This is a genomic window from Mesorhizobium sp. CA12, assembly GCF_020165255.1.
Classification (GTDB): domain Bacteria; phylum Pseudomonadota; class Alphaproteobacteria; order Rhizobiales; family Rhizobiaceae; genus Mesorhizobium.
The window spans coordinates 274,897-301,720 of sequence record NZ_JAIUHT010000007.1 but is presented as its reverse complement, the minus strand read 5'-3'; the positions used below and the strand labels follow the sequence as shown (position 1 = coordinate 301,720).

Genomic DNA, 26,824 nt, shown 5'->3' with positions numbered 1-26,824 from the left:
GCAGCGGGCTTGATCCCGCTGCCGCGCCGGCGCAAGAAAAAATTGGCTTTTCGGTGCTTTACTGTCCGGGGACGGCACTGTGCGCCGGCAGACAAACTGATCGAGACAGACGGGTGGGCATCTATCTCCCGATCGCGGAAATTTCCGTCAACATCTTCGTGCTGCTCGCGATGGGCGCCGCGGTGGGTTTCCTGTCGGGCATGTTCGGGGTCGGCGGCGGCTTCCTGATCACGCCGCTTCTGATTTTCTACAACATCCCGCCGGCAATCGCCGTCGCCACCGGCGCAAACCAGGTCATCGCCTCCTCCTTCTCCGGCGCGCTTTCACATTTCAAGCGCGGCACGCTCGACTTCAAGCTGGGCGGCGTGCTTTTGGCCGGCGGCATCGTCGGCTCGACGGCCGGTATCTTCGTCTTTGCGCTCTTGCGCCGGCTCGGCCAGCTGGACCTGTTCATCTCGCTGCTCTACGTCGTGCTGCTCGGCACGGTCGGCGGGCTGATGCTGTTCGAAAGCGTCAACGCGCTGCGAGCCAGCCGCAGCGGCGCCGCGCCCGTCCTCAAGAAATCCGGCCAGCACAACTGGATCCACCGGCTGCCGTTCAAGATGCGCTTCCGCGCCTCGAAGCTGTTCGTCAGTGTTATCCCTGTGCTCGGGCTCGGCGCCGGGATAGGTTTCCTGTCGTCGATCATGGGCGTCGGCGGCGGCTTCATCATGGTGCCGGCGCTGATCTACCTGCTCAAGGTGCCGACCAATGTCGTCATCGGCACCTCGCTGTTCCAGATCATCTTCACCTCGGCCTATACGACGCTGGTGCATGCCACGACCAACCAGACGGTGGACGTGATCCTGGCCTTCCTGCTGATGGCCGGCGGCGTCGCCGGCGCGCAATATGGCGCCAAGGCCGGCCAGAGGCTACGCGGCGAACAGCTGCGCGCCCTTTTGGCGATGCTGGTGCTGGCCGTCGCCATCCGCCTTGCCGCCGATCTCTTCGTGACGCCGCCCAATCTCTATTCTCTGTCCGCCGCGGGGCTCAACTGATGGCGGCGCGACGAGCATTTGCAGCCGCCGTCTCGTTGTCGATGCTCTTTGCCCTTTCCCCGGCGACGGCGCAGACGCCGCCCGCCGAAAGCATTCAGATCGGCCTGTCGACGGATGCCATTTCCATCACGGCGGGCTTCTCCGGCGCCGACCTGACGATCTTCGGATCGCTGGAGAATCCCGATCCGCTGATCGCGCGCCAGGGGCGCTACGACGTGATCGTCGTGCTCGAAGGGCCGCCAAGGCCGGTCGTCGTCCGGCGCAAGGACCGGGTGCTCGGCGTCTGGATCAATCTGGATTCGGAGACGTTCGAGAACGTGCCGGTTTCCTATTCCGTCGCGACGACGCGACCGCTGCAGGACATCGCCGAGCCCGCCAAATACAAGCAGCTCTCGCTGGGCGCGCAGAACCTCTACATGAAGCCCGCCGACGAGACCGACAGCCCGGCGACGATCGAGGAATTCACCGCCGCGCTCCGCGACCGCAAGGCAGCGACGGGCCTCTACAGCGAGAATGTCGGCGGCGTGCAATTTCTGTCGCAGAACCTGTTTCGCGCCACCGTGCGCCTCGCGCCCAACGTGCCGGTCGGAACCCATAAAGCCCGCGCGTTCCTGTTCAAGAGCGGCATGTTCGTCAAGGAAAGCTCGGCCCAGCTCGAAATCCGCAAATCCGGCTTCGAGCAATCGGTCTTCCGCGTCGCGCATGACGATTCGTTCCTCTACGGCGTGTTTGCGATATCGCTGGCCATGCTGACCGGCTGGCTGGGCCGGCTCATCTTCCGCAAGGATTGATGCTTCGGGAAGGATCGGAAGACCCGTTTTCCGTTCGAAACAGGGTTTCCCTTTTCCCGGTTTTGCGATACATCGCCGCCTCCCAGCCTAGGGACAAGCACAGACATTTCGATCGGCAGAGCGGTCCGGCAATCCGGATGACGGCGCGCAACGCGTCGCCGACGATATGCCGCCATGAAGCAAAGACAGGAGGCTGCGATGCGATCGGCATTCGGCGGCATCGATTTCGGCACGTCCAATTCCACCGTGGGCGTGATCCGCAACGGCCGGGCGCGGCTGGTGGCGCTGGAGGGCGAGCAGCCTACTCTGCCGAGCGCCGTGTTCTTCAACTTCGAGGACGGCTACACCTATTTCGGCCGCCGTGCGATCAGCGACTATACCGACAGCATCGAAGGGCGGCTGATGCGCTCGCTGAAGAGCGTGCTTGGCAGTTCGCTTGCCAACGAGAAAACGCGCATCAAGGCACGCCAGATCGGCTTCATCGACATCGTCGGCCTGTTCATCGACCACCTCAAGAAGCGGCTGGAAGAAGATGCCGGCGGTCCGGTCGACAACGTCGTGCTGGGCAGGCCCGTGCAATTCGTCGACGACGACGCGGCTGCCGATGCGAAGGCGCAGGGTGAATTGGAAAAGGCGGCGCGCGCGCAAGGCTTCAAGCACATCGCCTTCCAGTTCGAGCCGATCGCGGCGGCGCTCGATTACGAGCAGAAGGTTTCCCGCGAGGAGCTGGCGCTGATCGTCGATATGGGCGGCGGCACCTCCGACTTCTCGATCGTCCGGGTTTCGCCGGAGCGCGCCCGCTCGACCGACCGCAAGGCCGACATATTAGCCAACCGGGGCATCCATATCGGCGGCACCGATTTCGACCGGCTGCTCAGCATCGTCCATGTCATGCCCGAGCTCGGCTATCTGACGCGGACCAAGGACCACAAACGGAACCTGCCCGCGGCCTACTTTATCGACCTTGCGACCTGGCAGCGCATCAACCTCGTCTACACCGCCAAGGCGATGAACGACCTGCGACAGATCCGCTACGAGGCCGAGCGGGCCGACCTCGTCGACCGCTTCATCCACGTCGTCGAGCATCGCTACGGCCATGCGATGGCGGGCTTGGTCGAGAGGGCCAAGATCGCGCTCACGGACCAGCCCTCGGCCGAAGTGAAGGTGTCGCTACCCGGCGCGCGCTTCGCGGCCGAGATCACGCGCGCCGGCCTCGAGGAGACCATTGCGAGCGATATCGAACGCGTGGCCGCGACGGTCAAACAGACGATCGCCGACGCCGGCATCCCTGCTTCGGCCATCACCGCCGTGTTCCTCACCGGCGGTTCGACCGCCATCCCGCTGGCGAAACGGCAGATCCTGGCGCTGGTGCCGCAGGCATCGGTCATCGAAGGCGACATGTTCGGCTCGGTCGGCCTGGGACTCGCGCTCGACGCGCAGCGCAAATATGCGTGAGGGCTGGAGGTTGACTAAGACGCCAGTCACTTCGTCATCCACGGGCGGAGCAAGGAGCGAAGCGACGCGGCGCAGACCCGAGGATCCATTCCGTGACTTTGAAGCGTTGCTCCGGTGCAGAATTCTGCTCCGCTGCATTCCACGTCGAAGGTCACGGAATGGATCCTCGGGTCTACGCTCCGCTTCGCGTCGCTCCGCCCTTGGATGACGAAGTTCGGAGGCTTTCGGCTAATCGCGAGCGTTCGCAATGATCAGCATCCAAATGACATAGTTCGGATGCCGCCTGGGCTCAACTGGCCTTTCCACCAAGATGCGCCTTCAGCGCCATCTGCGCGAGGCTCGCCTGGCGGTCGCGGTGGGTGATCATGGCGAAGTCGCGCTTCGGCAATTCGACCGGCACGGCCCTGAGGCTGCCTTCCGCCAGGGAGCGCGCGACCACCAGTTCCGAGATGATCGTCGCCCCCGCGCCAGCCTCGACGGCCTGGCGCACCGCCTCGTTGCTGGGCAGGACGAGGAAAATCTGGAGCTCCGCCGGCGGGACCCCATGGCTGAGCGCGAAATCCTCCAGCGCCTCGCGCGTGCCCGACCCGCCTTCCCGGATGATCCAGCGCAATGCCCTGATGTCGAGGTTTCCCGCCCGCGTCGTCGGAATTTCGGGATGCGAGCGCGCCACCACCAGCATCGGGCGATCCTCGTCGACCGTGGCGCGGCGCAGGATGTCGGATTCGGTGCGGCCCTCGACTAGGCCGAAATCGGCGCGGCCATCCAGCACATTGGTCTCGACCTGCCGGGTGTTGCCGATCGTTACGCTGAGCTTCACGGCAGGATAGGCCTCGTGGAAGGACGCCAGGCGGCGCGGCAGCCAGTAGCTGGCGATGGTCTGGCTGGCCGCGATCGACAGGCTGCCGGCGACGGTCTGCGAGACATCCTCCAGCACGCCGCGGGCCGCCGCGGCGCGATCCAGAACCGCCTTCGCCTCCGGCAGGAAGCGGTGGCCGGTCTGAGCCAGCTCGATGTTGCGGCCGACCCGGTTGAACAGGCGCACGCCGTGCTGGCTTTCGAGCGCGCGAATGGCAGCCGACGCCGCCGACTGCGAGATGCCGAGCCGCTCGGCGGCCTTGGTCATATGGCCGTGCTCGGCGACGGCGACGAAGATGCGCAACTGATCGAGGGTCATGGCTAACTAAGAAGCAAAATCGATCGGAATTACAAGAGCTGCTTGTTAGACGCATCAATAGCTTTGTTCTAAGTTTTTGCAGGAAATTGGAAAAAACTGGTCGTCAGAGGCCAAGAGCGGGAAATGGCAGGGCGCTTCAAATCCCTATTCGCGCATTGGAGCCGCCGGCTGAAGCGGCAGCTCGCCGGTGAGCGCTATCATCCCGAGCTCCACTACATGCGCGGCCCCGGCCCCAAGACGAAGGCCAAGATGGCGAGCGGCAAGAGCGTTCGCGGATCATGAGCAGGGCCGAGCCGCGCGGCGCCAATTCCGCCCCCTCGCAACGGCCGCTGGCGGACAGCCGAGCGCCAGAGGAGGGCGATGGCGTCGAGACCTCGCCAAGCGTCTCCGACCGCATCGCCAAGACCACCTGCTACATGTGCGCCTGCCGCTGCGGCATCGACGTCCACATCAAGGACGGCAAGGTGCGCTACATCAACGGCAACAAGGACCATCCGGTGAACCGGGGCGTGATCTGCGGCAAGGGCAGCGCCGGCATCATGCAGCATTACAGTCCGGCGCGGCTGAAGAAGCCGTTGCTGCGCACAGGTCCGCGCGGCTCAGGCGAATTCCGCGAGATCGAGTGGGAGGAAGCGCTGATCATCGCGACCGAAAGGCTGTCGGCGATCCGCCGCACCGATCCGAGGAAGCTTGCCTTGTTCACCGGGCGCGACCAGTCGCAATCGCTGACCGGCTGGTGGGCGTCAAAATTCGGCACACCCAACTTCGCCGCCCATGGCGGCTTCTGTTCGGTCAACATGGCGGCCGGCGGCCTCTATACGATCGGCGGCTCGTTCTGGGAATTCGGCGAGCCCGACTGGGACAACACCAGATACTTCATGCTGTTCGGCGTCGCCGAAGACCACGATTCCAACCCGATCAAGATCGGCCTAGGCAAGCTCAAGGCACGCGGGGCCAAGGTGGTTTCGATCAATCCCTGCCGCACCGGCTACAATGCCATCGCCGACGACTGGATCGGCATTCGCCCCGGCACGGACGGCCTGTTCGTGCTGGCGCTCGTCCACGAACTGCTCAAGGCCGGACGCGTCGATCTCGACTATCTGCTGCGCTACACCAACGCGCCCGTGCTGGTCGTGCAAGAACCGGGATCCGCCGATGACGGGTTGTTCGTTCGTGACGACGGCGGCAACCCGCTTGCATGGGACAGGATGGCGAAGCGGCCGGTCAACGCAGCCGACCCCGAAGCAAAGCCGGCGCTGACCGGCAGCTATGAGATCGGCGGGCGGCGTTGCGTGCCGGTCTTCCAGCTCATCGCCGAACGCTATCTTGACGAGACCTATTCGCCGGACGCGGTAGCGGAGCGCTGTGGTGTCGATGCCGACACGATCAGGCGCATCGCGGCGGAACTGGCGCATGTCGCCTTCGAGCAGACGATCGAGCTGCCGGTCGCCTGGACCGATTGGGCAGGCCGGCGACACGAGACGATCAGGGGCCGCCCCGTCTCGATGCATGCCATGCGCGGCATCTCGGCCCATTCGAACGGCTTTCACACCTGCCGCGCCATCCATCTGCTGCAGGTGCTGCTCGGCACGGTGGACGTTCCGGGCGGCTTCCGCTTCAAGCCGCCCTACCCGCGCCCGGCGCCGCCGGGGCCGAAGCCATGCGGAAAAAACGCCCAGCCGATGACGCCGCTGGACGGCATGCCGCTCGGCTTCGTCTGCGGCCCGGACGATCTTCTCGTCGACGAGGCCGGCCGACCCACCCGCATAGACAAGGCCTATTCCTGGGAAGCACCCTTGGCCGCGCACGGGCTGATGCACTCGGTGATCCGCAATGCCTGGGCCGGCGATCCTTATCCGATCGACACACTGATGATGTACATGTCGAACATGGCGTGGAACTCGTCGATGAATACGGTCGAGACCGTTCGTATGCTGACCGACAAGGACGAGGCGGGCACCTACAAGATCCCGTTCATCATCTATTCCGACGCCTATTATTCCGAAACGGTGGCTTTCGCCGACCTGGTGCTGCCCGACACCACCTATCTCGAGCGGCACGACTGCATCAGCCTGCTCGACCGGCCGATCAGCCATGCCGACGGTCCGGGCGACGCCATCCGCCATCCCGTGGTGCAACCGGACCGCGACGTGCGGCCGTTCCAGTCGGTGCTGATCGAGCTCGGCGCGCGGCTTGGTCTGCCGGGCTTTGTCGACGAGGACGGCTCAGCCAAATACCGCGACTATGCCGACTACATCGTCAACCACGAGCGCACGCCCGGCATCGGCCCTTTAGCCGGCTGGCGCGGCGAGAATGGCGGCTCGATCGGCAGGGGCGACGTCAACCCCAACCAGCTGCAGCGCTACATCGACAATGGCGGCTTCTGGCACCACGATTTTTCCGACGAGCAGCGCTATTACAAGATGGGCAACCGTGCCTATCTCGACTTCGCCGTAGAGATGGGTTTCATTTCCAAGGCCGAGCCTATCGTCTTCCAGCTCTACTCGGAGCCGATGCAGCGGTTCAGGCTTGCCGGGCGCGGCCATGGCGAGGTGCAGCCGCCGGACGCCGAGCGCGGCCGCATCGAGGCCTATATGGACCCGCTGCCCTTCTGGTACGCGCCCTTCGAGGACAGCACCGTCGACCTGCAAAAATATCCGCTGCATGCGCTGACGCAGCGGCCGATGCACATGTACCATTCCTGGGGATCGCAGAATGCGTGGCTGCGGCAGATCACCAGCCAAAACCGGCTGTTCGTGCATAGGCAGACCGCCACCGAGCTTGGCCTTTCCGACGACGACTGGGTGTGGATCGAAAGCGTCAACGGAAGGGTGAAAGGCCAGATTAAGCTGATCGACGGCGTGAACCCGGACACGGTGTGGACCTGGAACGCGATCGGCAAGCGGCGCGGCAGCTGGGGCCTGAAGGACGATGCGGCGGAGAGCAATCGCGGTTTCCTGCTCAACCATATCATCGGCGACCAGACGGCGGCCGATGCCAACGGCAAGCGCTATTCGAATTCCGATCCGGTCACCGGACAGGCCGCGTGGTTTGACGTGCGCGTGCGGATCGTCAAATGCGCGGCGGAGGAAGCCGGCTTCACCGAGCCGCATTTCGAGCGTTTTGCACAGCCACCGCATTTCGAGCCATCGCCTGACGTGCTTCGCTTCGGCACGGAATTCCGCATGAAGAGGGAAGCCGCCGAATGACCTGTCTTCCCGCTCGAACCGAGAAAAAACTCGGCCTCGTCATCGACCTCGACACCTGCGTCGGCTGCCAGGCCTGCGTCACCGCCTGCAAGGAGTGGAACACTGGCGGCCACATGGCGCCGCTGACGGACATCGATCCCTATGGCGGGCATGTCGACGGCGTCTGGTTCAACCGGGTGCATAGTTACGAGCACACGACCGAACAGGGCGACCGCACGGTGAACTTCCCGCGCTCCTGCCTGCATTGCGAGCAGCCGGCCTGCGTCACCGTCTGCCCGACCGGCGCCTCCTACAAGCGTGCCTCGGACGGCATCGTGCTGGTCGACGAGGACAAGTGCATCGGCTGCAAATTGTGCAGTTGGGCCTGTCCTTACGGCGCGCGTGAATTCGACACCGATGTCGGCGTGATGAAGAAATGCACGCTGTGCGTCGACCGCATCTACAACGACAATCTGGCAGTGGAAGACCGCGTGCCGGCCTGTGTCGCCGCCTGCCCGACCAGCGCCCGGCATTTCGGCGATCTCGGCGATCCGGCTTCGGCGATCTCGCAGCTTGTCGAGGAGCGTGGCGGCGTCGCGCTGATGCCGGAGCTCGGCTACCAGCCGACCAACAGATATCTGCCGCCGCGCGCCCGCAGCCAACGCGCGGCGAAGGTGGACGCGCCGGCGCTGGAGCCGATCCGGGCCGAGGGCGGTTTCCTCGGCTGGATCGACCGCATGCTTTCGAACTGATCATGCATCCCGCCTTCTCGGTCGTCTTCTTCACCACCGCCACCGGGGCAGGCTACGGCCTGCTCGCGCTGCTCGGCCTGCTTGGCGGATCTGGCGTGATCCCGGCCGATTTCTGGTTTGGCCTTGTCGGGATGGGGCTGGCGCTCGGCCTGATCGCGGCCGGCCTGTTGTCCTCGACCGGCCATCTTGGCCGCCCTGAGCGAGCCTGGCGCGCTTTCTCGCAATGGCGCAGTTCGTGGCTGTCGCGCGAAGGCGTGGCCTCGGTCGCCACCTTCATTCCGGCCGGCCTGTTCGGCATCGGCTGGGTGTTGCTCGGCAGGAGCGGCGGCTGGGTAGCGATCGCCGGCCTGCTGGCGGCGGCAGGTGCGGTCATGACAATCTGCACGACCGGCATGATCTATGCTTCGTTGAAGCCGATCGCGCAGTGGCACAGCCGCTATACTTTGCCGGCCTATCTCATCTTCGCGGCGATGACCGGTAGCGTTCTCGCCAACGCCTTGCTCCAGGGGTTCAAGCTGGGTTCAACGGCGATGCCGATCTGGGCTCTGCTTGCCACGCTCGCCGGCTGGGGCTGGAAGCTTGCGACCTGGCGCTACAATGACCGGCTGGAAATCCCGACCACCGCCAACACAGCGACCGGCCTTGCCGGCGGCACGGTGCGTTCCATCGAGTGGCCGCACACGGAAGAGAACTATCTGCTGAAGGAAATGGGATTCCGCATCGCGCGCAAGCATAGCGCCAAGTTGCGGCTGATCACGCAGGCGCTGGCCTTTGCAACGCCGGCAGCCCTGCTGGCGATCATATACTTCGTGCCATGGCCCTTGGGCGCGATCGCTTCCGTGCTTGCCGCCGTCGCGCAGCTCGCCGGCATGCTGGTCGAGCGCTGGCTGTTCTTCGCCGAGGCGAAGCATACAGTCATCCTTTATTACGGCAGGGAGTAAGCTTCAGCCCGGCCTGAGCATCGAGCCGGAGATAGCAAAAATGCGTTCGGCGCCCAGCATATAGGCCATTAGCGTCTCCAGCCGGAACAGGCCGGCATAGGCGCGGTCGAGCACGTTGAGCGAGCCGGTATAGGCGCCGAAGGCCGGCATGATCATGCGGCCGCCGTCGCCGGCAAAGCAGCGCCGCCTGACCGAGCGCCCGCGTTGAACGATGCGCGCGCACGGATGGAGATGGCCCGATATCTCGCCCTCCACGCGGACTTTCGACGGCTCGTGGCGAAAGAGCAGCGAACCGATGGCGAGTTCCCGCACGGTCTCGCCCGGCAGGTCGGCTGGCGCATCCGGGTCGTGGTTGCCGGCGACCCAGAACCAATCGCGGCCGGCCATCATCGCCTCAAGCCTTTCGCGAAAACTCAGATGCATGCGCTCGGCACCGCCGCCGTCGTGGAAGGAATCACCCAGGCTGACGACGATCCGCGGCTGGTAGTCGGCGATCACCGCCTGAAGCCGCAGCAAGGTCGCGCCTGTGTCATAGGGCGGGATCAGCGCGCCGCGCCTGGCGAAGGATGAACCTTTTTCGAGATGCAGGTCGGAGACCGCGAGCAGCCGCAGATCGGGGAAATAGAGCACGCCGCGTCGGTCGCAGACCGCGCGCTCGCCGGCGATGCCGACGAGATCGGCCTCGGCGATCAGCGTTGCGCGCGACAAAGAAAAATTCATCCCCTCTTAGGCCTTCTTTCAGTCCGCCATCTCCGGCCCCATGGCCTCTTCGACGAGGGTGGCGGCATCCATCAGCAGCGTCTCGTCCGCCTCGCCATTCACCGGCATCTTGCCGATTTCAAGCATGATCGGCACGGCCAACGGCGATATCTGCTCAAGGTTCTTATGCATGATTCTACCGCGGATGCGCGAGAGCATCTCGGCAAGTCTGCTGACATCGAGCAACCCGGTCGCGGCATCCGTACGGGTGGCCTGCAGCAGAATATGGTCGGGTTCATGGCTGCGTAGCACATCATAGATCAGGTCGGTCGAAATGGTCACTTGGCGGCCGCTTTTTTCCTTGCCGGGATGGCGCTTTTCGATCAGTCCGGAAATCAAAGCGCAGTTGCGGAAGGTGCGCTTCAGCAGCCAGCTGTCGGCGAACCAGGCTTCGAGATCATCGCCCAGCATGTCCTGATCGAATAGCGTGGCCAGCGACGGTTTTCTGTTCTTGAACATCCAGCCCATGTCGGCCAGCGACCAGATGGCCAGCGCGTAATCGGTGGCCACGAAACCGACTGGCTTCGCGCCCGCCCGATCCAGCCGGCGGGTGAGCAGCATGCCCAGCGTCTGATGGGCAAGCCTGCCTTCGAAGGGATAGGCGACGAGGTAATAGCGGTTGCCGCGTGGAAAAGTCTCGATCAGCAGATCATCGCGTTTCGGCAAAACGGACTTGTCCGCCTGAAATCTTAACCAGTCAGCGACCTGCTCAGGCAGTTTCTTCCAGCGTTGCGGGTCGTCGAGCATGGCCCGCACCTGCTCGGCGAGATAGGTCGAAAGCGGGAATTTGCCGCCGCCATAATAGGGCACCTTCGCGTCACTGCCCGGTGCGTTCGAGACGAAGCACTCGTTCTCGCGAATGCCTTCGAAGCGCAGGATCTTGCCACCGAACATGAAGGTGTCGCCGTGGGTCAAAGTCTCCAGAAATGCTTCCTCGATCTTTCCCAGCACCCTGCCGCCGCGCGAGGCCGCCCCTCTGCTGCCGGCCTGGACGTAGCGCACATTGAGCGCCGGCACTTCGATGATGGTGCCGACATTCAGCCTGTATTGCTGGGCGACGGCCGGATTTGAAACCCGCCATAAGCCTTCCTTGGTCTGACGGATGCGGGCATAGCGCTCGTAATTTCTCAGCGCGTAGCCGCCGGTGGCGACGAAGTCGATGACCCGATCGAATGTCGGCCTGTCCAGGCTGACGTAAGGCGCGGCCGTCCGTATCTCCTCGAAGAGCACATCGGCATGGAACGGCGCGCCGCAGGCGCAGCCCAGCACATGCTGGGCCAGCACGTCGAGCCCGCCATTGACCAGCGGCGGCGTGTCCTGGGCGCCGAGATAATTGGCATCGAGCGCCGCCCGGCATTCCAGCACCTCGAAACGGTTGGCCGGGATGAGAATCGCCTTTGAGGGCTCGTCCATACGATGGTTGGCACGGCCGATGCGCTGCGCGAGCCGGCTGGCGCCTTTCGGTGCGCCGACATGCACGACCAGATCGACATCGCCCCAGTCGATGCCAAGATCCAATGTCGAGGTGGCGACGATGGCGCGCAACGCGTTTTCGCCCATGGCCTTCTCGACGCGGCGACGCTGGGCGACATCAAGCGATCCGTGATGAAGCGCGATCGGCAGCGTGTCTTCATTGACGCGCCATAGCTCCTGGAACAACAGCTCGGCCTGGCTGCGCGTGTTGACGAACAGCAGCGTGGTCTTGTGCCGCTTGATCTCGCGGTAGATCTCAGGCGTGGCGTAGCGGGCGGAGTGACCGGCCCAGGGCACCCGCTCTTCCGAGTCGAGGATCGATATCTCGGGCTTCGCGCCGCCCGTGACGACGATGAGCTCGGACATGGCGCCTGGAGAAGCCTGACTGACCAGCCAGCGCCGCAGCTCGTCGGGCTCGGCCACCGTGGCCGACAGGCCTATGGTTTGCAACCCGGGGACGAAGGCGCGCAAGCGCGCAAGGCCGAGCGCCAGCAGATGGCCGCGTTTCGAGGTGACAAGCGAATGCAATTCGTCGAGCACGACATAGCGCAGGTCCTCGAAGAAGCGCTTTGCGTCGTTCGAAGCGATCAGCAGCGCGAGCTGCTCGGGCGTGGTGAGCAATATGTCGGGCGGCGCCAGTTTCTGCCGCTGGCGCTTGTGCGAAGGCGTGTCGCCGGTGCGCGTCTCGATGGTAATAGGCAAGCCGATCTCCTCAACCGGCTTGCCGAGATTGCGCTCGATGTCGACGGCCAGCGCTTTCAGCGGCGAAATGTAAAGTGTGTGGATGCCACGGCGGGCTTCGCCCGCCTTTCGCTTGGGACGGCTGGCCAGCTCGGTCAGCGACGGCAGGAAGCCGGCCAGCGTCTTGCCGGCGCCGGTCGGCGCGATCAGCAGCACCGACTGGTCGCTTTGAGCCTTCGACAGCAGCTCGAGCTGATGGGCGCGCGGCGACCAGCCCTTTTCGCCGAACCATCTGACGAATGGCTCAGGCAGCAGGACGGCGGCATTCTGCTCGGCAAGGCGCGGCTGCTCGGTCACGCGCAAGAGGTAGCGCGGCGGCAAGCAATCGCCAAGGAAAATCGGAACAAAAGGGGATCAGCGCGATTCTTCCTTCCCCCCTTGTGGGGGAAGGTGGATCGGCGCGCTAGCGCCGAGACGGATGAGGGGTGTTCCAGCGGAGTGAGACGCGGGGGCTTGGGACGACGATGAAGCTTGACGCCAAGCTACCCCTCACCCGGATTGCCATCCGATTTGTGAAGGACAAATCGGGGCAATCCGACCTCTCCCACAGGGGGAGAGGTGAAGGCGCTACGGCCTCCGAAACCCAGTCGGACCGCCATAAAGATAGCCGATGCGGTCGACAGCCTCTTTAAGGCCCTCGCGCGAGACCAGCATGGTGTGGCCGTTGGCGTGGATCATGTCTCTTTCGTCGGTCATGATCGCGACGTGGCCTTTCCAGAAGACGAGATCGCCGCGCCGGAGACCTGAATAGTCCGGACCCGGCTCAAACGGCGTGCCGATCGACGCCGCCTGCATATCGGAGTCGCGCAGGACATCCTTGCCCGTCATGCGCATCGCCAACTGCACGAGGCCGGAGCAATCGATGCCGAAGCCGGAGGCACCGCCCCAGAGATAAGGCGTGCCGAGGAAGCTTTCGGCGACCGTGACGTAATCCTCGGCCAGCTCGGCGATCGGCCGCAAATGGCGGGCGACGATCGCCTGGCCGGAGGGCAGCAGCGCATAATGCGTGCCGCGCGTTTCGGCGGAGCCGGTCACCGTCACGGTCGACCCCATCGACAGCTGCCCGCTGATCGGAAAGCGGAGATCCGGTCCGGGATAGAGGAAGGTGCGCGGCACGGAGACGACGTGCGTGGGCGCATGTTCGCGTGCTCCAATCAGATTGTCGGCCACATAGCCGACATAACCGTCGCGCTCGGCCTGCACCCAGGCCCAGCCTTCCGCGTCCTCGAAAACGAGCACGTCGTCGCCGAACAGCGCCTGCGTGTTGACGCCCGCGTCGGGGCGCGGCGCCTTGCGCAGATCGGCGACCGACGCCGTGATCCGCGCCGGGCGGCCGGTGACGAAGCGGTCGGCGGCGACCTCGCCCTTCAGCCTCGCATCGGCAAGGTCGGAGCGGAAGGCATGAAGGCGGGCATCCCTGGCGGTCAAATCGATAATCCAGTCATATCAGATAGGGGCAATGAGGTCAGATGGGCAGTTCGTGCGCCTTGGCGACGATACCATCGCCGAAGCGCTCGACAAAGAGCGCGCCTTCCACCGTGCGCCGGATCAGCACGTTGCGTTTGTCGAGTTCGTCGCGGTGGCGCGAGACCAGCTTCAGCGCACCCATCGTGTCCAGCGCCCGGGTGATGACCGGCTTGGTGACGTTGAGCTTGGCGGCCAGCCCGCGCACCGTATGGGGCGGCGGATCGAGATAGATGGTGAACAGGATAGCCGTCTGGCGCATGGTGAGATCGGGCTCGCCGTCGCGCACCTGGGCCAGCATCACCTGCTGCCACAGTCGCAAGGCCTGGCTCGGGCGCATCGAGATCGACATTGCCCAAGCATGCCGGCAAATTGTTTCGGTTCCGTTTCAGTGACGATCTGCCACCTTGGTCTTCCGGCCTAGGCAAATCGCTGCGTAATTATCCGCTCCAGCGCGCGAATGCCTTGCGCTTCGCCGCCGGTCAGGCCGTAGGGTCGGTCGGCCGGGTTCCAGGCGAAGATGTCGAAATGCGCCCAGCTGTGAGTCTTCTCGACAAAGCGCTTGAGGAAAAGCGCGGCGGTGATCGATCCGGCAAAGCCGTCCGTCGTCACATTGTTGATGTCGGCGACCTTCGAGGAAAGCTTTGCATCGTAGGGGCGCCACAAAGGCATGCGCCACAGTGGATCCTCGACCGCGACCGACGCCGCGGCCAGGTCGGCGGCAAGCGTCTCGTCGTTGGTGTAGAAAGGCGGCAGATCGGGCCCCAGCGCGACGCGGGCGGCTCCGGTCAGCGTCGCCATGTCGACCAGCAAAGCGGGCTGCTCCTCGTCGGCCAGCGCCAGCGCGTCGGCCAGGATCAGCCTGCCTTCGGCGTCCGTGTTGCCGATTTCGACCGTGATGCCCTTGCGGCTCCTGAGCACGTCGCCGGGCCGGAAGGCATTGCCGGCGATCGAATTCTCGACAGCGGGGATCAGCACGCGTAGCCGGACATTCAGTCTCGCCGCCATGATCATGGCGGCGAGACCCAGCACGTTGGCGGCGCCGCCCATATCCTTCTTCATCAAAAGCATGCCCGACGACGGCTTGATGTCGAGGCCGCCGGTGTCGAAGCAGACGCCCTTGCCGACCAGCGTCACCTTCGGCGCGTCGCCCGGTCCCCAGTTCAAGTCGATCAGCCGCGGCGCGCCGGTGGAGGCCCGGCCGACGGCGTGGATCATCGGGAAATTCCGCATCAGCAGATCGTCGCCATGGATCACTGAGACATCGGCGCCGTGGGCGGTCGCCAGTTTTCGGGCGGCTTCTTCCAGTTCGACCGGACCGAGGTCGCTGGTTGGCGTGTTGACGAGATCGCGTGTCAGGAACACGCTGTCGGCGATACGGCGGACATGCGCCGCGTCGCCGCCCTCCGGCAGCGCGAAGCGCACAGCCTTGCCGGGCTTCTTGCCGTAGCGAGTAAAGACATAGCCGCCGAGGACAAGCGCGAGCGCCGCGAGATCGGGTTGCGCCGGGCGCGACGCGAAATGCCAGTCGCCCTCCGGCAACGCCCTTGCGAGCGCGCCGAGGGCAAGAACGCTCTCGCCATCGCCTGTGCCGAACAACGCGCCGGCAAGGCCGCCACCCTCGCCCGGCAAGACCAGCGTGCGCCCTGCTTCGCCGGAAAAACCGTTGGCTCTTGCCCAGGCGATGGCGGAGGGCGGCAGTGCCGCGGCTTCAAGGGCGTCCTTCGCCACCAGATAAACAGGCAAGGCGGCTTCCGGCTTCTGCTCAACGAGTTCGACAGGCATGCGATGATCTCCGGCCGAACCGTCCGAGTCGGCGCTTCTTAACGGTCCGTTAGGGTTAACAGAATATTTCTGCCGGAGGGAAGACGGCCAGCCAATGGCCGCACAGGAATGGAGACGGGCGCCGATGCCGACCGAAGCGTTGAACCTTACAGCCAAGCGTCTGATCACCACGGCTTTGATGGCGGCGCTGGCGGCCAGCGTGGCGGGTTGCGGCAGCACCAGCAAGTTCACCACGGGCTCCCTCTCCCGCTCCGACAGCAGGCCGCTGGAAACGATGTCGTCCGGCGAATTGCGTACCGCCACGTCCAGGCTCGGCCGGTCCTATGCCCGCAATCCAGGCGACAAGCGCATCGCGATGAACTTCGCGGCGGCACTGCAGATGGACGGCGATGCCGACCAGTCGCTGGCGGTGATGCGCAAGCTGGCCATCGCCTATCCCAAGGATCGCGAGGTGCTTGCGGCCTATGGTAAGGCGCTCGCCGCCAACGGCCAGTTCGAACCGGCCCTCGATGCCGTGCGGCGCGCGCAGACGCCCGAATATCCGGACTGGAAGCTGGTGTCGGCGGAAGCCGCCATTCTCGACCAGATGGGACAGAAAGACGAAGCGCGGCAAGACTATCGCAAGGCGCTGGAACTGAAGCCGAACGAGCCTTCGGTGCTGTCCAATCTCGGCATGTCCTATGTGCTCGAAGGCGACCTGCGCACGGCAGAAACCTATATGCGCTCGGCCGCGCGGCAGCCCGGCGCCGACAGCAGGGTGCGGCAGAACCTCGCGCTGGTCGTCGGCCTGCAGGGCCGCTTCGACGAAGCCGAGAAGATCGCCTCGCAGGAACTGTCGCCCGAACAGGCGCAGGCCAACGTCGCCTACCTGCGCCAGATGCTTGCCCAGCAGAACGCCTGGAGCCAATTGAAGGATCAGGACAAGAACAAGGCGAAGGTCGCCACGAACTGACCGCGGACGGCATTGCCAAATCGACCACCGTTGAAATCAAAGAAAGCCGCGCGGATCCCGCGCGGCTTTTTGATTTGAAGCGAACGGCCTATCTCTTTGTTCTTACGCAATTCCGGACAGAAAACTGCTCAACACTTTTCCTGCAATTGCTTTACTGGCTCGAGGAGCTGTGCTGGTCGCCGAAGATGCCGCGCTGGCTGACCTGGATGCCGGCCGGTCCCAGAATGATGGCGAACAGAACCGGCAGGAAGAACAGGATCATCGGCACGGTAAGCTTCGGCGGAAGTGCCGCGGCCTTCTTCTCGGCGGCGTTCATGCGCATGTCGCGGCTTTCCGAGGCGAGCACGCGTAGCGCGTGCGCCACCGGCGTGCCGTAGCGTTCGGCCTGGACCAGGGCCTGGGACACCGACTTCACCGATTCCAGGCCGGTGCGGCTTGCCAGGTTCTCATAGGCGTTCTTGCGGTCCTGCAGATAGGACAGCTCCGCATTGGTGAGCACGAATTCCTCGGCAAGGGCCACCGACTGCGTGCCGATCTCGTCGGCAACCCTGCGCAGGGCCGCTTCCACCGACATGCCGGATTCCACGCAGATCAGCATCAGGTCGAGCGCGTCCGGCCACGCCAGCTGGATCGACTGCTTGCGCTTGGTCGCGCGGTTGTTGACGTAGAGGATCGGCGCATAGAAGCCGCCATAGGCGACAACGACACAGACGAACAGCTTGATGAAGGCCGGCTGCTGCGGCAGGCCGCCGAGCAAGAACAGATAGATGGCCGCCAAGGCAAAACCGACGAATGGCAGGACCAAGCGGAAAAAGAGGAAGCGCGTCAGCGGGTTCTGGCCGCGGAAGCCCGCGACCTTGAGCTTCTGCATCGTGCTTTCGTCGGCAAGCGCGCGCCTGAGATCCAGGCGGTCGACGATGTTGCGCATGCCGATGGACTGTTCCTCGCGCAGGCCCTTGCGGCGGCGGTCGGCCTCGTTTGCCAGCCGCGCACGCTGCTCGGCGCGCATTTTGTCGCGTTCGAGCGCCACGCTTTTCATGCGCGACTTGAGCGACGTGCCGCCGAACGCCGGCATGAGCGTGAAGACGGTCGCGAACACGGCGATGCCGACCAGCATCGCGATCAGGAAAGAAGGGTCGGTGAGTGTTTTGACGACCTGCTCTGTCACCGGATCCGCCCCCCTACACTTCGAAGTTCATCATCTTGCGCATCACCAGGATGCCGATCGACATCCACACACCCGAGCAGCCGAGGATCAGGTTGCCGACGTTGGTGGTGAACAGCGGCATGATGTAGTTCGGGCTCGACAGATAGACGAGGAAGGCGACGACGAAGGGCAAGGCGCCGATGATGACGGCCGATGCCTTGGCTTCCATCGACAGCGCCTGGACCTTGGCCTTCATCTTCTTGCGGTCGCGCAGGACGCGCGAAAGGTTGCCCAGCGCCTCGGACAGGTTGCCGCCGGCCTGCGACTGAATCTGGATGACGATGCCGAAGAAGCCGGCTTCGCTGCACGGCATCGTCTCGGGCATGCGCATGGCGGCGTCGGGCAACGACATGCCCATCTGCTGGGAATCGACGATGCGGCGGAACTCGGACCGGACCGGTTCGGGCGATTCGTTGGCGATCAGGCGGATCGCATCGTTGAGCGGCAGGCCGGACTTGACCGCGCGCACGATGATGTCGAGCGCGTTCGGAAATTCTTCCAGGAACGCCTTGGTGCGACGTGTGCGGCGAAACGACACGAACCAGCGCGGCAGGCCGAGGCCGCCCACCAGCAGGGCACCGGGCAGCGCCCATAGAGGCGCGCCGAGGAAAAAGAGAACGGCCGTCAGGATGATCCCGCAGACAGCGGAATAGATATAGAAACGCTCGATCGGAACCTGCATGCCGGCTTGGCGGATCTGAACCTTCAGCGGCGGTTTCTTGACGTTGCGATCATTGGCCTTCTGCTTCTCGTCGAGCTGCTTCAGCGTGTCCTGAACATTTTTTCGCCGCTTGACCGCCTCCGCGGCGCGGTCGCGCGTCGCTTTCACCACCGACCGGTCCGTCTCGGCTGTCTTGATGGTCTGAAGCCGTTTGCCGGCCTGCTTCTCGTTGTCGATGCGCGTGAACAGGAAAGCATAGGCCACCGCGCCGGCGCTGAAGCCGGCAAGCACGATGAAAGCCAGTACGGTGGTGTCAATTCCGAACATCGACCGGGGTCCCTAGGGCATTTCGCCGTTCCAAGGAAACGGCGAACCGTCCTGTCTCTTTGCCTTGACGCAATTGCGGACGGAAAGTTACGGCGAAGTCACCGAACTCGACCGCATCACGCCTTTCCTGGAATTGCTTCCAACCTCCAGATGCATCAGTCAGCGCGTTTCTCCATCGCCTCGAGCGCATTGGCGAGGCGCTGCTCCTCGCCATAATAGCGGGCGCGGTCCCAGAAATGCGGGCGGCCGATGCCTGTCGACACATGCTCGCCGACCAGCCGGCCGCCGGCGTCTTCACCCTTGATGTTGTAGAGCACAAGGTCCTGGGTGATGATGACGTCGCCTTCCATGCCGACCACCTCGGTGATGTGGGTGATGCGGCGTGAGCCATCGCGCAGGCGAGCCGCCTGGATGATCACGTCGATCGAGCCGACGACGATCTCGCGCACCGTCCGCTGCGGCAGAGAATAGCCGCCCATGGCGATCATCGATTCGATACGATTGAGGCATTCGCGCGGGCTGTTCGAGTGGATCGTCCCCATCGAGCCGTCGTGACCGGTATTCATCGCCTGCAGCAGGTCGAACACCTCCGGTCCGCGCACTTCGCCGACGATGATCCGCTCCGGCCGCATACGCAGGCAGTTCTTGACTAGGTCGCGCATGGTCACCTCGCCCTCTCCCTCCAGATTGGGCGGCCGGGTTTCGAGACGGACCACATGCGGCTGCTGCAGCTGTAGTTCCGCCGAATCCTCACAGGTGATGACGCGCTCCTCGCGGTCGATATAGTTAGTCAGACAGTTGAGCAGCGTCGTCTTGCCGGAGCCCGTGCCGCCCGAGATGACGACGTTGCAGCGGACGCGACCTATGATCTTGAGGATTTCCGCGCCTTGCGGCGAGATGGCGCCGAACTTGACCAGCTGGTCCAGCGTCAGCTTGTCCTTCTTGAACTTGCGGATGGTGAGCGCGGTCCCGTCGATCGACAGCGGCGGCGCGATGACGTTGACGCGCGAGCCGTCGGGCAGGCGTGCGTCGCAGATCGGGCTCGATTCGTCGACGCGGCGGCCGACCTGGCTGACGATGCGCTGGCAGATGTTGAGCAGCTGCTGGTTGTCGCGGAAACGCACGCCGGTCTGTTCGACCCTGCCATTGACTTCGATGTAGACGTTCTTGGAGCCGTTGACCATGATGTCGGCTATGTCGTCGCGGGCAAGCAACGGCTCCAGCGGTCCATAGCCCAGAACGTCGTTGCAGATGTCCTCGAGCAGTTCTTCCTGCTCGGAGATTGACATCGCGAAGTTCTTGATCGCGATGATGTCGTTTACGATGTCGCGGATTTCTTCGCGCGCGCTTTCGGGATCGAGCTTGGCGAGCTGCGACAGGTCGATCGTGTCGATGAGCGCCGAAAACACCTGGCTTTTGGTGTCGTAATAGGTCTCGGAGCGCTCGCGCTGGACCCTTCTTGGCGGCTCCGGCGCCATAGGCGGCGCCTCAACGGGCCGGCGCGCCGGCGGCGCGGCCGGCGTGGCGGACGGCGGCGCGACCGGTCGTTCGGCCGTCATCGTCCCGGTTGGAGCGGCGGCGAGAGCGGATGCCGGCGGACGGAATTCGGGCGTTGCCCGGCTGCCGTCGTCTTTGCCTCTTTTACCAAACATGATCGACTACCCGATGCCGCTCAATCAGCGTCACTTCTTGTTGCGCGAGAGCTTGCCGAGGATCGAGCCCAGGCCTGCTTTCTTCCTTGTCTTGATTTCGCTGCGTCCGGTCAGCACATGCGCTATTTCATTGATGGTGGTCACGACCGGGCTCTTGGCGTCCATCTCGGAGAGCATGCGGCCGTTGTTGGCGGCATTGCCGAACAGCAGCGGTTCGAAGTTGATCACCGCCATCGGCGTGATGCCGAGCGGTTCGGCGAAATCGGACGCCGCGATCTCGGGCCGTTTCGGCACGCCCGCCTGGTTGATGATGAGCTTCGGCGGCGGATCGTTCGGACGCAGCCGTTTCAGCATGTCCACCATGTTCTTGGTGTTGCGAAGATTTGCGAGCTCTGGCGTAGCCGTGATGACGATCTCGTCCGCCTTGATCAGCGTGCTCTTGGTCCACCCGCTCCAGACGTGCGGGACATCGAGGACAAGCAGAGGCGCGCTGCGCTGCGCTGTCTCTATGATCTGCGCGAAGGCTTCGGACTCGAAATCGTAGACGCGCTCGAGCGTGGAGGGAGCCGCGAGCAACGACAGATGCTCGGCGCATTGCGCAAGCAGACGGTCCAGATAGACCTCGTCGACCCGCTCCGGTGAAAACACCGCCTCGGCGATGCCTTGCGCCGGATCCTGATCGAAATTGATGTTGGCGGTGCCGAAGGCGAGATCGAGATCGGCGATGACGACCTCGGACTTGAACAGGGAAGACATCGCCCAAGCGACATTGTGAGCGATGGTCGAGGAGCCGACGCCGCCCTTGGCGCCGATGAACGCGATCGAGCGGCCGATCGGCTCCGAATCCGGATCGACGAAGATCGACGACACGACACTGACGATGTCTGTCATCGAGACCGGCGCGATGACATATTCGGAAATGCCCGAACGGATCAGCTCGCGGTAGAGCCCGACATCGTTGTAGTGGCCGATAACCACGACCTTGGAGGACGGATCACAATATTCCGAGAGGTGGCCGAGCTGTTCAAGCAGCTGCTGCGGTTCGCTGCGTGATTCCAGCAGGATCAGGTTCGGTGTCGGCGCGGACTGGTAGAATTCGATCGCGGTCGGGATGCCGCCCATATGAACCTTGAGATGGGCCTTGGCCATCCGGCGATCCTCGCCGGCGCGCTCGACGGGGTTGGCGACCCCCTCGGTCTCGCAAAAGGCCTGGATCGAAATGCGCGGCACGGGGCGCAGCGCCTGCATGGCGGCGATGTCCTGCTGCGAAAGGTCGCCGGTTTCCGCGGGCGTGTCGTAGGCAAGATTGCTCATCGTCATGCTCTTTCCGTGACTGCTTTCTTCGTCGTCCGGCGCAGCTCAGTAAGTTACTTCCGAATTGGCGAGGAACTCGTCCGAGATGCCCCTGCTCCGATAGATATCGATCACCGCGCCGCGATTTTCGGCGTCGATGTCGGACTGTTTGCGCGGCCCGATCAGATCGTTGGGATTGGCGATTTGAGCCGCGAGGTTGTTCTGATAGGAGCAGCCGAAGTCGGCGTAGTGTTTGTTCTGCGACGTCTCCAGGATGTCCTCGGGCCAACGCCCGCATTTGTCGGTCTGGGCCCTCACCGCGACGAAGGCGACGCGCACCGGCGCTGACGCCTCCGGCACCGCCGACTGATAGGATGTCATGACGATACGGTTGCGCTTGACGCCTGCCGCCATGGCGAGCCTGGCAAAATCGCGGCCGGCGGCCCGGGCGGCAAGCTCATTGGCGGACCCGGCCGGCATCGCGATCGTCAGCGCCGGCGCGGCGCTCTTGTCGTAGCGGTCGAGAAAACCGAGCAGCGTATCGCGCTGCGCACCGGTCATGCCGCGATCACCGGCGCCGACCGGCAGGTCGATCTTCTGGTTCTTCTCGGCAATGACGATCGGATGGGTCGTGCGGTAGTCGTCCGGGATCGACCCGACGGTTACGCTGTCGCGGTTGGCGCAACCTGCGAGCGACGCGGCAAGCATGACCGCCAATGCCGGGACCACCTGCCGACCGATCCTTGCGATACCGGATGCTGTCCGGACCGTCATGACCTTCGATGCTGACTTGGACATATCCGCATTCCCACTCATTTGTAGATGAAGCCCACGACACCGTGGTAGCGGCCGGCCGGCCTGTCGGTCTGCATGGTGCCGTAGACGCGGTTGACGCGGCCGAGGAACATGCCGGCGCCGTCGCTTGCCGCGTTGAAGTTGTCGTCCGGCTTGGCGAGATCGTTGCGCGCCACCGGCCGCGTCAGATAGGGCGTGATGATGATGATGAGCTCGCTCTCGTTGCGCACAAAATCCCGGCTGCGGAACAGCGTGCCGAGGACGGGGATCTTGCCCAGGCCAGGGAACTGGCTGATAGCCTGGCGAACATCGTCGCGGACAAGGCCTGCGATCATCATCGAGCCGCCCGAAGGGAGCTCGACGGTGGTGTCGGCGAGACGCTTGCGAATAGAGAGAATGTTTGCGGCGGGAACGTTCTTTGAGCCGGTCGAAAATGCGGCGGAGCCTTCTGTCGTCGGCTCGGAAACCGCCGTCCGGACTTTCAGGCTGATGCGACCGGCGGACAGGACGACCGGTTGAAATTCCAGTCCGATGCCGTAATCGACCTTGTCGAGTTGGTACGTCAGCTTCGCAGGAATGCCTTTGGTGATGTCAGGATCGGTAATGGCCTGGCTGGAGACAATATTATACTCGCCGCCAACCCTGAACGTGGCTTTCTCGCCTGAAACTGCCGTCAAAGTCGGCTCGGCTAGCGTCTTCATCACCCCCGACTGTTCCATGGCGTTGACATAGGCCTGCAGCGAGGACGAGCCGATGTTAAATCCCGAATTGCTGAGGGGCTTGCCGAGCCCCATCGGGTTGTCGCCTGTCGACATCCAGCTGATGCCGTTGCTCTCGCCGCTGCCAAACATGTTGACGCCGAGCTGCTTCATCACCGAGCGGCTGACTTCGGCGACGGTCACCTTGAGCGTCACCTGGTCGTCACCGATGATCTGCAAGAGGTTGACGATCTTGGAGGTCCGGCGCTCCTGGTCGGGATTGTTGATGTCGACGCCGCCATTGACCGAGCCGCCGGCGGCGGTCTGCGAATATTGGCCCGTCGTCGCTTCACCGCCGGACACGAAGATGGTGGCCAGGTCGACGGCACGCTTGGAATCGAGCGGCGTGTCGACCATGCCCGTCAGGACGACGTTGTCATTGAGAAGCTCGACCTTGATCTGCGAGGACGGGATGAAGCGCTTGAGATAGTCTTCCAGCCCTGCGACGTCGCGCTCGACGGCCAGATCCAGGCTGACGATCTGCTCGCCATTGGGGCCGAAGACGAAGATGTTGGTCTCGCCGACCGTCTTGCCGAACAGGTAGATGCGCCGCGCGGTGCGCGTCACGGCATCGGCAACCGCCGGATTGGCGACGAGGATATCATAGGCGTCGCTCGGCAAGTCGATGACAACGGATTTGTTGAGGCCGAGCTTGACGCGCTGCGTGGCGACGGAAGCCGACACGCCGGCGCCCGCGGCTTTGGCTTCGACCGTTCCCGGGGCGCCGGCGCCGAGCAGGAAAATAGCGATCGCCGCGGCGGCCAGGAAGGGCAGCAGTTTACCGTTCAGCCTCATTTCCTTGCTCCCACCTCGGAAACCTCGCCGGACTTGATCAGCCGCACGGTTCCGCGTCGGCCGTTGCCGTTGACCAGATAGTCGGCCTCGCCCGTATTCTTTTCATGGATGTCGGTGATCGGGCGCAGCGCCAGCGTCAGGCGGTCGGCCATCTGCTGCGCCACCGTGATGATCTCCGCCTGCTGCGGCGTCAGCTCCAGCGTCGCGGTCTGGCCGACCCTGGTCTTCTTACCTTCCTCGTCTTCCTGGATGGTCTGGTCGATGGCCAGCACGCGGATGTTCTTGAGGATCGTCTCGGTGTTGAACCCGCTGCCGCCGTTGCCGGTGTCGGCGCGGCGGGTCATGATGACGTCGACGAAGTCGTTGGGCAGGATGAACCCGCCGGCGGACGTGTCGGCCGATATCGCGGTGGCGACGGCGCGCATGCCGGAAGGCAGGATCGACGACATGAAGCTCTGCCCCTCGCCGACCAGCTTGGAGCGCCGCAACGGCTCGCCGGTATACATGGCTACGCGGGCGACCGAGCCCTTGAGCTTTTCGATCGCGTCAGGCTCGGCGGCGCGCGTGATGAAATTGGCGTTAACGCCATCGGCCGGCCATTCTTCCCAGCTGATGTTGTTGCCGAGCTGGCTGCCCATTGACACGTCACCGGAAAGCACCAGCACGTCCTGCAATGCGATCGCCGGCTGCTTGGGCGCATCGACAATGACCTGAGGCGGCGGCGCTACGACCATGTTCTTCGCCACGTAGCCCGCGCCACCCGCCGCGACCGCAGCCACGCCCAGAATAATCAATCGGGATGCTGGCATTCGTCCGAAACCCTTCGCCTCATGGCAACCACCTCGCCAGGCCGGACTTTGCAGCTGCAATCGTCAAAACAAGGTTAATGTAATGCTTACGATCGTGATTAATTTAAGGTTTACTCAAATTGGATTGAACGGTGCGCCGTTAACAGAAAAAGCGGCCGTGGCCGCCTTCCGATTCTGATAAAAGGCGGCCACTGGGATTGCCGACATCGAGATCGCCGGGCCTATGTCGTGAGCCTCTCCAGCGCCCAGACCATCAGCGGCGAATCCGGGAAAGTGATCAGTCCGCCGGCGCCAAGCGCGATGCCATATGGGATGCCAACATTCTCGTCCGCGAAATGGCGCAGAAATCGGCTGTGACCGGTGTACGTGACGAGCGGCGATTTCCGGTAGGCAAGGATTGCGAGGGTAAGCAGGCCGCCGATGAAAGCCGACGTCACCAGATAGCCGACCAGGTTGATGTTGAGGCCCATCCACAGAGCGGTCGCGGCCAGAAGCTTGGCGTCGCCGCCGCCCATGCCGCCGAGCGCAAAAAGGCCGAAGGTCGTGGCAAGCACAAGGGCGCCGGCGGCGAAATGCCAGCCATAGGTTGCCCAGTCCATACCGGCGAGCGGCGCAACAAGCGCGAATGTCGCCACCAACAGCACGGGAACGCGGTTGGCGATCGTCATCGACAGCGTGTCCGAGATCGCAGCAAACAGCATGCAGAAAGGAAAAACGACGAAGATCACGGCTTCAAGCATGGATGCGGCCTGCCTGTGGCATGTTTCAGCGTCATCCTAGGCGCGCTGGATTAACGATCGATGAGGCCGGACGATCAAATCGGCCGACTGCATAAAAAAGGGCCGCCAGCCGGCGGCCCTTTTTCTTTCTGTCGAAAAGGCGCGATACGCAGCCTTATTACGGAGCAGTGGCGCCGTTGAGGGTGGCGGCGATGTTGGCGAACTTGGCGTTCAGCGCGCCGCCGAGCTGGGTAGCACCAACCATGATGGCAAGCGCGATGAGAGCGGCGATCAGACCGTATTCGATGGCGGTCGCGCCGGATTCGTCCTTCACGAAACGTGCGATGAGATTAGACATTCGAGAGCTCCTACTCCACGTGTTACAGCACTACCGTCAACTTCTCTTCCGGGTTGATCGGATGGCGCAAATCTAGGGAGAAGCCGTTTCGATCGGCTTAATAAACAGCCTTACCGATTCCTTTCCGATGGCGAACGCACTGCGTGGTTAACCGTGGCCTAAACATCGCCAGAGGTCCGAGTTCCCGAGAAACCGGCGCTTGTGCAATATTCCTAAAACAGTAAGCGCCATGGACGCATGGCGCATCATGCAGGCGATCCTTAATCATGGCGGGCCCGGTTTAACCGTTACTTCACCAATCTCGTTCATGTTCCGTTGAAGAATCTGCCTGCCGGGAGCGCTTCAATGACCTTGTCGAGATCGCTGTTTCCAGTCGCCGCGCTGCTGGCAACTGCTGCCTTGGTCATGCCGGCCAGCGCCGGCGCGGGTATAGAAGTCACCATGAACCAGGCCAAGATCGTCAAATTGTCACGCGGGGCCGATACGGTCGTCATCGGCAATCCGGCAATCGCCGACGCCTCCGTGCAGGACGCCTCGACCATCGTTCTCACCGGCAAGGGCTTCGGTGTCACCAATCTGGTCGTGCTCGATTCGGAAGGCAGCCCGATCATCGACGAACAGGTGACCGTCGTGCGACAAGCCGCCTCCTCGGTGCGCATCTACCGACGCGCAGAAGTCCAGACCATGTCCTGCACGCCCTATTGCGAGAGCGCATTCAAGAGCGAGGCCGAGAAAACTTCCGAAGCCGAAATGAGCGCCGGGCACTGAGTTCTGAGAGGGCGAACCTACGGGCATTAAAGACGGCTTAAAGCTTGCCCGACGAATTTAACGATCATCAAAACCGGAACTCAATGGGTTATCGCTAACCTTGCCGCCGGTACCGCAAAGGGGATCGGCAGGAACGCAATATGAGCAAGGATGCCACACCCGGCAAC

Annotated in this window: 24 protein-coding genes; 9 read left to right on the top strand and 15 right to left on the bottom strand. The window is 63.6% G+C overall.

The window, feature by feature from the left end; translation table 11 throughout:
* The first annotated feature begins 113 nt into the window (after positions 1-113).
* From LB520_RS14805 to LB520_RS14795, 3 genes are all read left to right on the top strand, one after another.
* The gene (locus LB520_RS14805) at positions 114-1,037 is read left to right on the top strand and encodes a sulfite exporter TauE/SafE family protein (protein WP_095765915.1); all 924 of its coding nucleotides are present in this window, start codon (positions 114-116) and stop codon (positions 1,035-1,037) included.
* On the top strand, positions 1,037-1,828 hold the full coding sequence (locus LB520_RS14800) for a TIGR02186 family protein (RefSeq protein ID WP_095765916.1): 792 nt from the start codon (positions 1,037-1,039) through the stop codon (positions 1,826-1,828). Before LB520_RS14805 ends, LB520_RS14800 begins: the two co-directional genes overlap by 1 nt.
* 198 nt (positions 1,829-2,026) lie before the next feature.
* Positions 2,027-3,283: an Hsp70 family protein gene (locus LB520_RS14795; protein ID WP_224637966.1), complete on the top strand. Its 1,257-nt coding sequence runs from the start codon at positions 2,027-2,029 to the stop codon at positions 3,281-3,283.
* 289 nt (positions 3,284-3,572) lie between these two features.
* Here LB520_RS14795 and LB520_RS14790 read toward each other — a convergent pair whose 3' ends face one another.
* Positions 3,573-4,460: a LysR family transcriptional regulator gene (locus LB520_RS14790; RefSeq protein WP_224637965.1), complete on the bottom strand. Its 888-nt coding sequence runs from the start codon at positions 4,458-4,460 to the stop codon at positions 3,573-3,575.
* A gap of 123 nt (positions 4,461-4,583) precedes the next feature.
* On the opposite strand from LB520_RS14790, the gene LB520_RS14785 reads away from it, so the two are divergent.
* The 4 genes from LB520_RS14785 to LB520_RS14770 are packed head-to-tail and all read left to right on the top strand — an operon-like array spanning position 4,584 to position 9,341.
* A complete protein-coding gene (locus tag LB520_RS14785; protein ID WP_224523418.1) occupies positions 4,584-4,742 on the top strand; it encodes a hypothetical protein in 159 nt (52 codons plus the stop codon).
* Positions 4,739-7,669, top strand: coding sequence for a molybdopterin oxidoreductase family protein (locus LB520_RS14780; RefSeq protein ID WP_224637964.1), 2,931 nt, complete (start codon positions 4,739-4,741; stop codon positions 7,667-7,669). Before LB520_RS14785 ends, LB520_RS14780 begins: the two co-directional genes overlap by 4 nt.
* Positions 7,666-8,400 carry a 4Fe-4S dicluster domain-containing protein gene (locus LB520_RS14775; protein ID WP_224637963.1) on the top strand — a complete coding sequence of 245 codons (735 nt, stop codon included), beginning with the start codon at positions 7,666-7,668 and terminating at the stop codon, positions 8,398-8,400. The genes LB520_RS14780 and LB520_RS14775 overlap by 4 nt, the downstream gene beginning before the upstream one ends.
* A gap of 2 nt (positions 8,401-8,402) precedes the next feature.
* Complete coding sequence (locus LB520_RS14770; protein ID WP_224637962.1) at positions 8,403-9,341, top strand: dimethyl sulfoxide reductase anchor subunit family protein; 939 nt, start codon at positions 8,403-8,405, stop codon at positions 9,339-9,341.
* Positions 9,342-9,344: 3 nt separating this feature from the next.
* Here the strand turns inward: LB520_RS14770 and pdeM are convergent, their stop codons facing one another.
* From pdeM to LB520_RS14745, 5 genes are all read right to left on the bottom strand, one after another.
* Complete coding sequence (pdeM, locus tag LB520_RS14765; RefSeq protein WP_224637961.1) at positions 9,345-10,061, bottom strand: ligase-associated DNA damage response endonuclease PdeM; 717 nt, start codon at positions 10,059-10,061, stop codon at positions 9,345-9,347.
* A gap of 18 nt (positions 10,062-10,079) precedes the next feature.
* The gene (locus LB520_RS14760) at positions 10,080-12,611 is read right to left on the bottom strand and encodes a ligase-associated DNA damage response DEXH box helicase (protein WP_224637975.1); all 2,532 of its coding nucleotides are present in this window, start codon (positions 12,609-12,611) and stop codon (positions 10,080-10,082) included.
* A gap of 270 nt (positions 12,612-12,881) precedes the next feature.
* Positions 12,882-13,742 (bottom strand): NlpC/P60 family protein, encoded by an 861-nt coding sequence (locus LB520_RS14755; protein ID WP_224637960.1) that lies wholly within the window; start codon positions 13,740-13,742, stop codon positions 12,882-12,884.
* A 37-nt stretch (positions 13,743-13,779) separates the two neighbouring features.
* A complete protein-coding gene (locus LB520_RS14750) occupies positions 13,780-14,130 on the bottom strand; it encodes a MarR family winged helix-turn-helix transcriptional regulator (RefSeq protein ID WP_224637959.1) in 351 nt (116 codons plus the stop codon).
* A gap of 68 nt (positions 14,131-14,198) precedes the next feature.
* A complete protein-coding gene (locus LB520_RS14745) occupies positions 14,199-15,563 on the bottom strand; it encodes a leucyl aminopeptidase family protein (RefSeq protein ID WP_224637958.1) in 1,365 nt (454 codons plus the stop codon).
* A 124-nt stretch (positions 15,564-15,687) separates the two neighbouring features.
* On the opposite strand from LB520_RS14745, the gene LB520_RS14740 reads away from it, so the two are divergent.
* Positions 15,688-16,515, top strand: coding sequence for a tetratricopeptide repeat protein (locus LB520_RS14740; protein ID WP_224637957.1), 828 nt, complete (start codon positions 15,688-15,690; stop codon positions 16,513-16,515).
* Between the two features lie 151 nt (positions 16,516-16,666).
* Here LB520_RS14740 and LB520_RS14735 read toward each other — a convergent pair whose 3' ends face one another.
* The 9 genes from LB520_RS14735 to LB520_RS14695 all read right to left on the bottom strand — a co-directional run bounded on the left by LB520_RS14735 (position 16,667) and on the right by LB520_RS14695 (position 25,889).
* Entirely contained in the window at positions 16,667-17,683 is a 1,017-nt protein-coding gene (locus tag LB520_RS14735; RefSeq protein WP_224523405.1) for a type II secretion system F family protein, read from the bottom strand.
* A gap of 13 nt (positions 17,684-17,696) precedes the next feature.
* Positions 17,697-18,710, bottom strand: a complete 1,014-nt coding sequence (locus LB520_RS14730; RefSeq protein ID WP_224637956.1) for a type II secretion system F family protein — start codon at positions 18,708-18,710, stop codon at positions 17,697-17,699.
* 155 nt (positions 18,711-18,865) lie between these two features.
* On the bottom strand, positions 18,866-20,362 hold the full coding sequence (locus tag LB520_RS14725) for a CpaF family protein (RefSeq protein ID WP_224637955.1): 1,497 nt from the start codon (positions 20,360-20,362) through the stop codon (positions 18,866-18,868).
* Between the two features lie 30 nt (positions 20,363-20,392).
* Positions 20,393-21,676, bottom strand: a complete 1,284-nt coding sequence (locus LB520_RS14720; RefSeq protein WP_176476963.1) for a CpaE family protein — start codon at positions 21,674-21,676, stop codon at positions 20,393-20,395.
* A 45-nt stretch (positions 21,677-21,721) separates the two neighbouring features.
* Complete coding sequence (locus LB520_RS14715) at positions 21,722-22,453, bottom strand: CpaD family pilus assembly protein (RefSeq protein WP_224523399.1); 732 nt, start codon at positions 22,451-22,453, stop codon at positions 21,722-21,724.
* A 14-nt stretch (positions 22,454-22,467) separates the two neighbouring features.
* Positions 22,468-24,003, bottom strand: coding sequence for a type II and III secretion system protein family protein (locus LB520_RS14710; protein WP_224603029.1), 1,536 nt, complete (start codon positions 24,001-24,003; stop codon positions 22,468-22,470).
* Positions 24,000-24,812 carry a Flp pilus assembly protein CpaB gene (gene cpaB / locus LB520_RS14705; protein ID WP_224523395.1) on the bottom strand — a complete coding sequence of 271 codons (813 nt, stop codon included), beginning with the start codon at positions 24,810-24,812 and terminating at the stop codon, positions 24,000-24,002. The genes LB520_RS14710 and cpaB overlap by 4 nt, the downstream gene beginning before the upstream one ends.
* A gap of 221 nt (positions 24,813-25,033) precedes the next feature.
* Positions 25,034-25,552, bottom strand: a complete 519-nt coding sequence (locus tag LB520_RS14700; RefSeq protein WP_095765932.1) for a prepilin peptidase — start codon at positions 25,550-25,552, stop codon at positions 25,034-25,036.
* Positions 25,553-25,709: 157 nt separating this feature from the next.
* Positions 25,710-25,889 carry a Flp family type IVb pilin gene (locus LB520_RS14695; protein ID WP_095765933.1) on the bottom strand — a complete coding sequence of 60 codons (180 nt, stop codon included), beginning with the start codon at positions 25,887-25,889 and terminating at the stop codon, positions 25,710-25,712.
* 345 nt (positions 25,890-26,234) lie between these two features.
* Here LB520_RS14695 and LB520_RS14690 point away from each other — a divergent pair, with 345 nt between their 5' ends.
* Positions 26,235-26,657, top strand: a complete 423-nt coding sequence (locus LB520_RS14690) for a pilus assembly protein N-terminal domain-containing protein (protein WP_095765934.1) — start codon at positions 26,235-26,237, stop codon at positions 26,655-26,657.
* Positions 26,658-26,824: the final 167 nt, after the last annotated feature.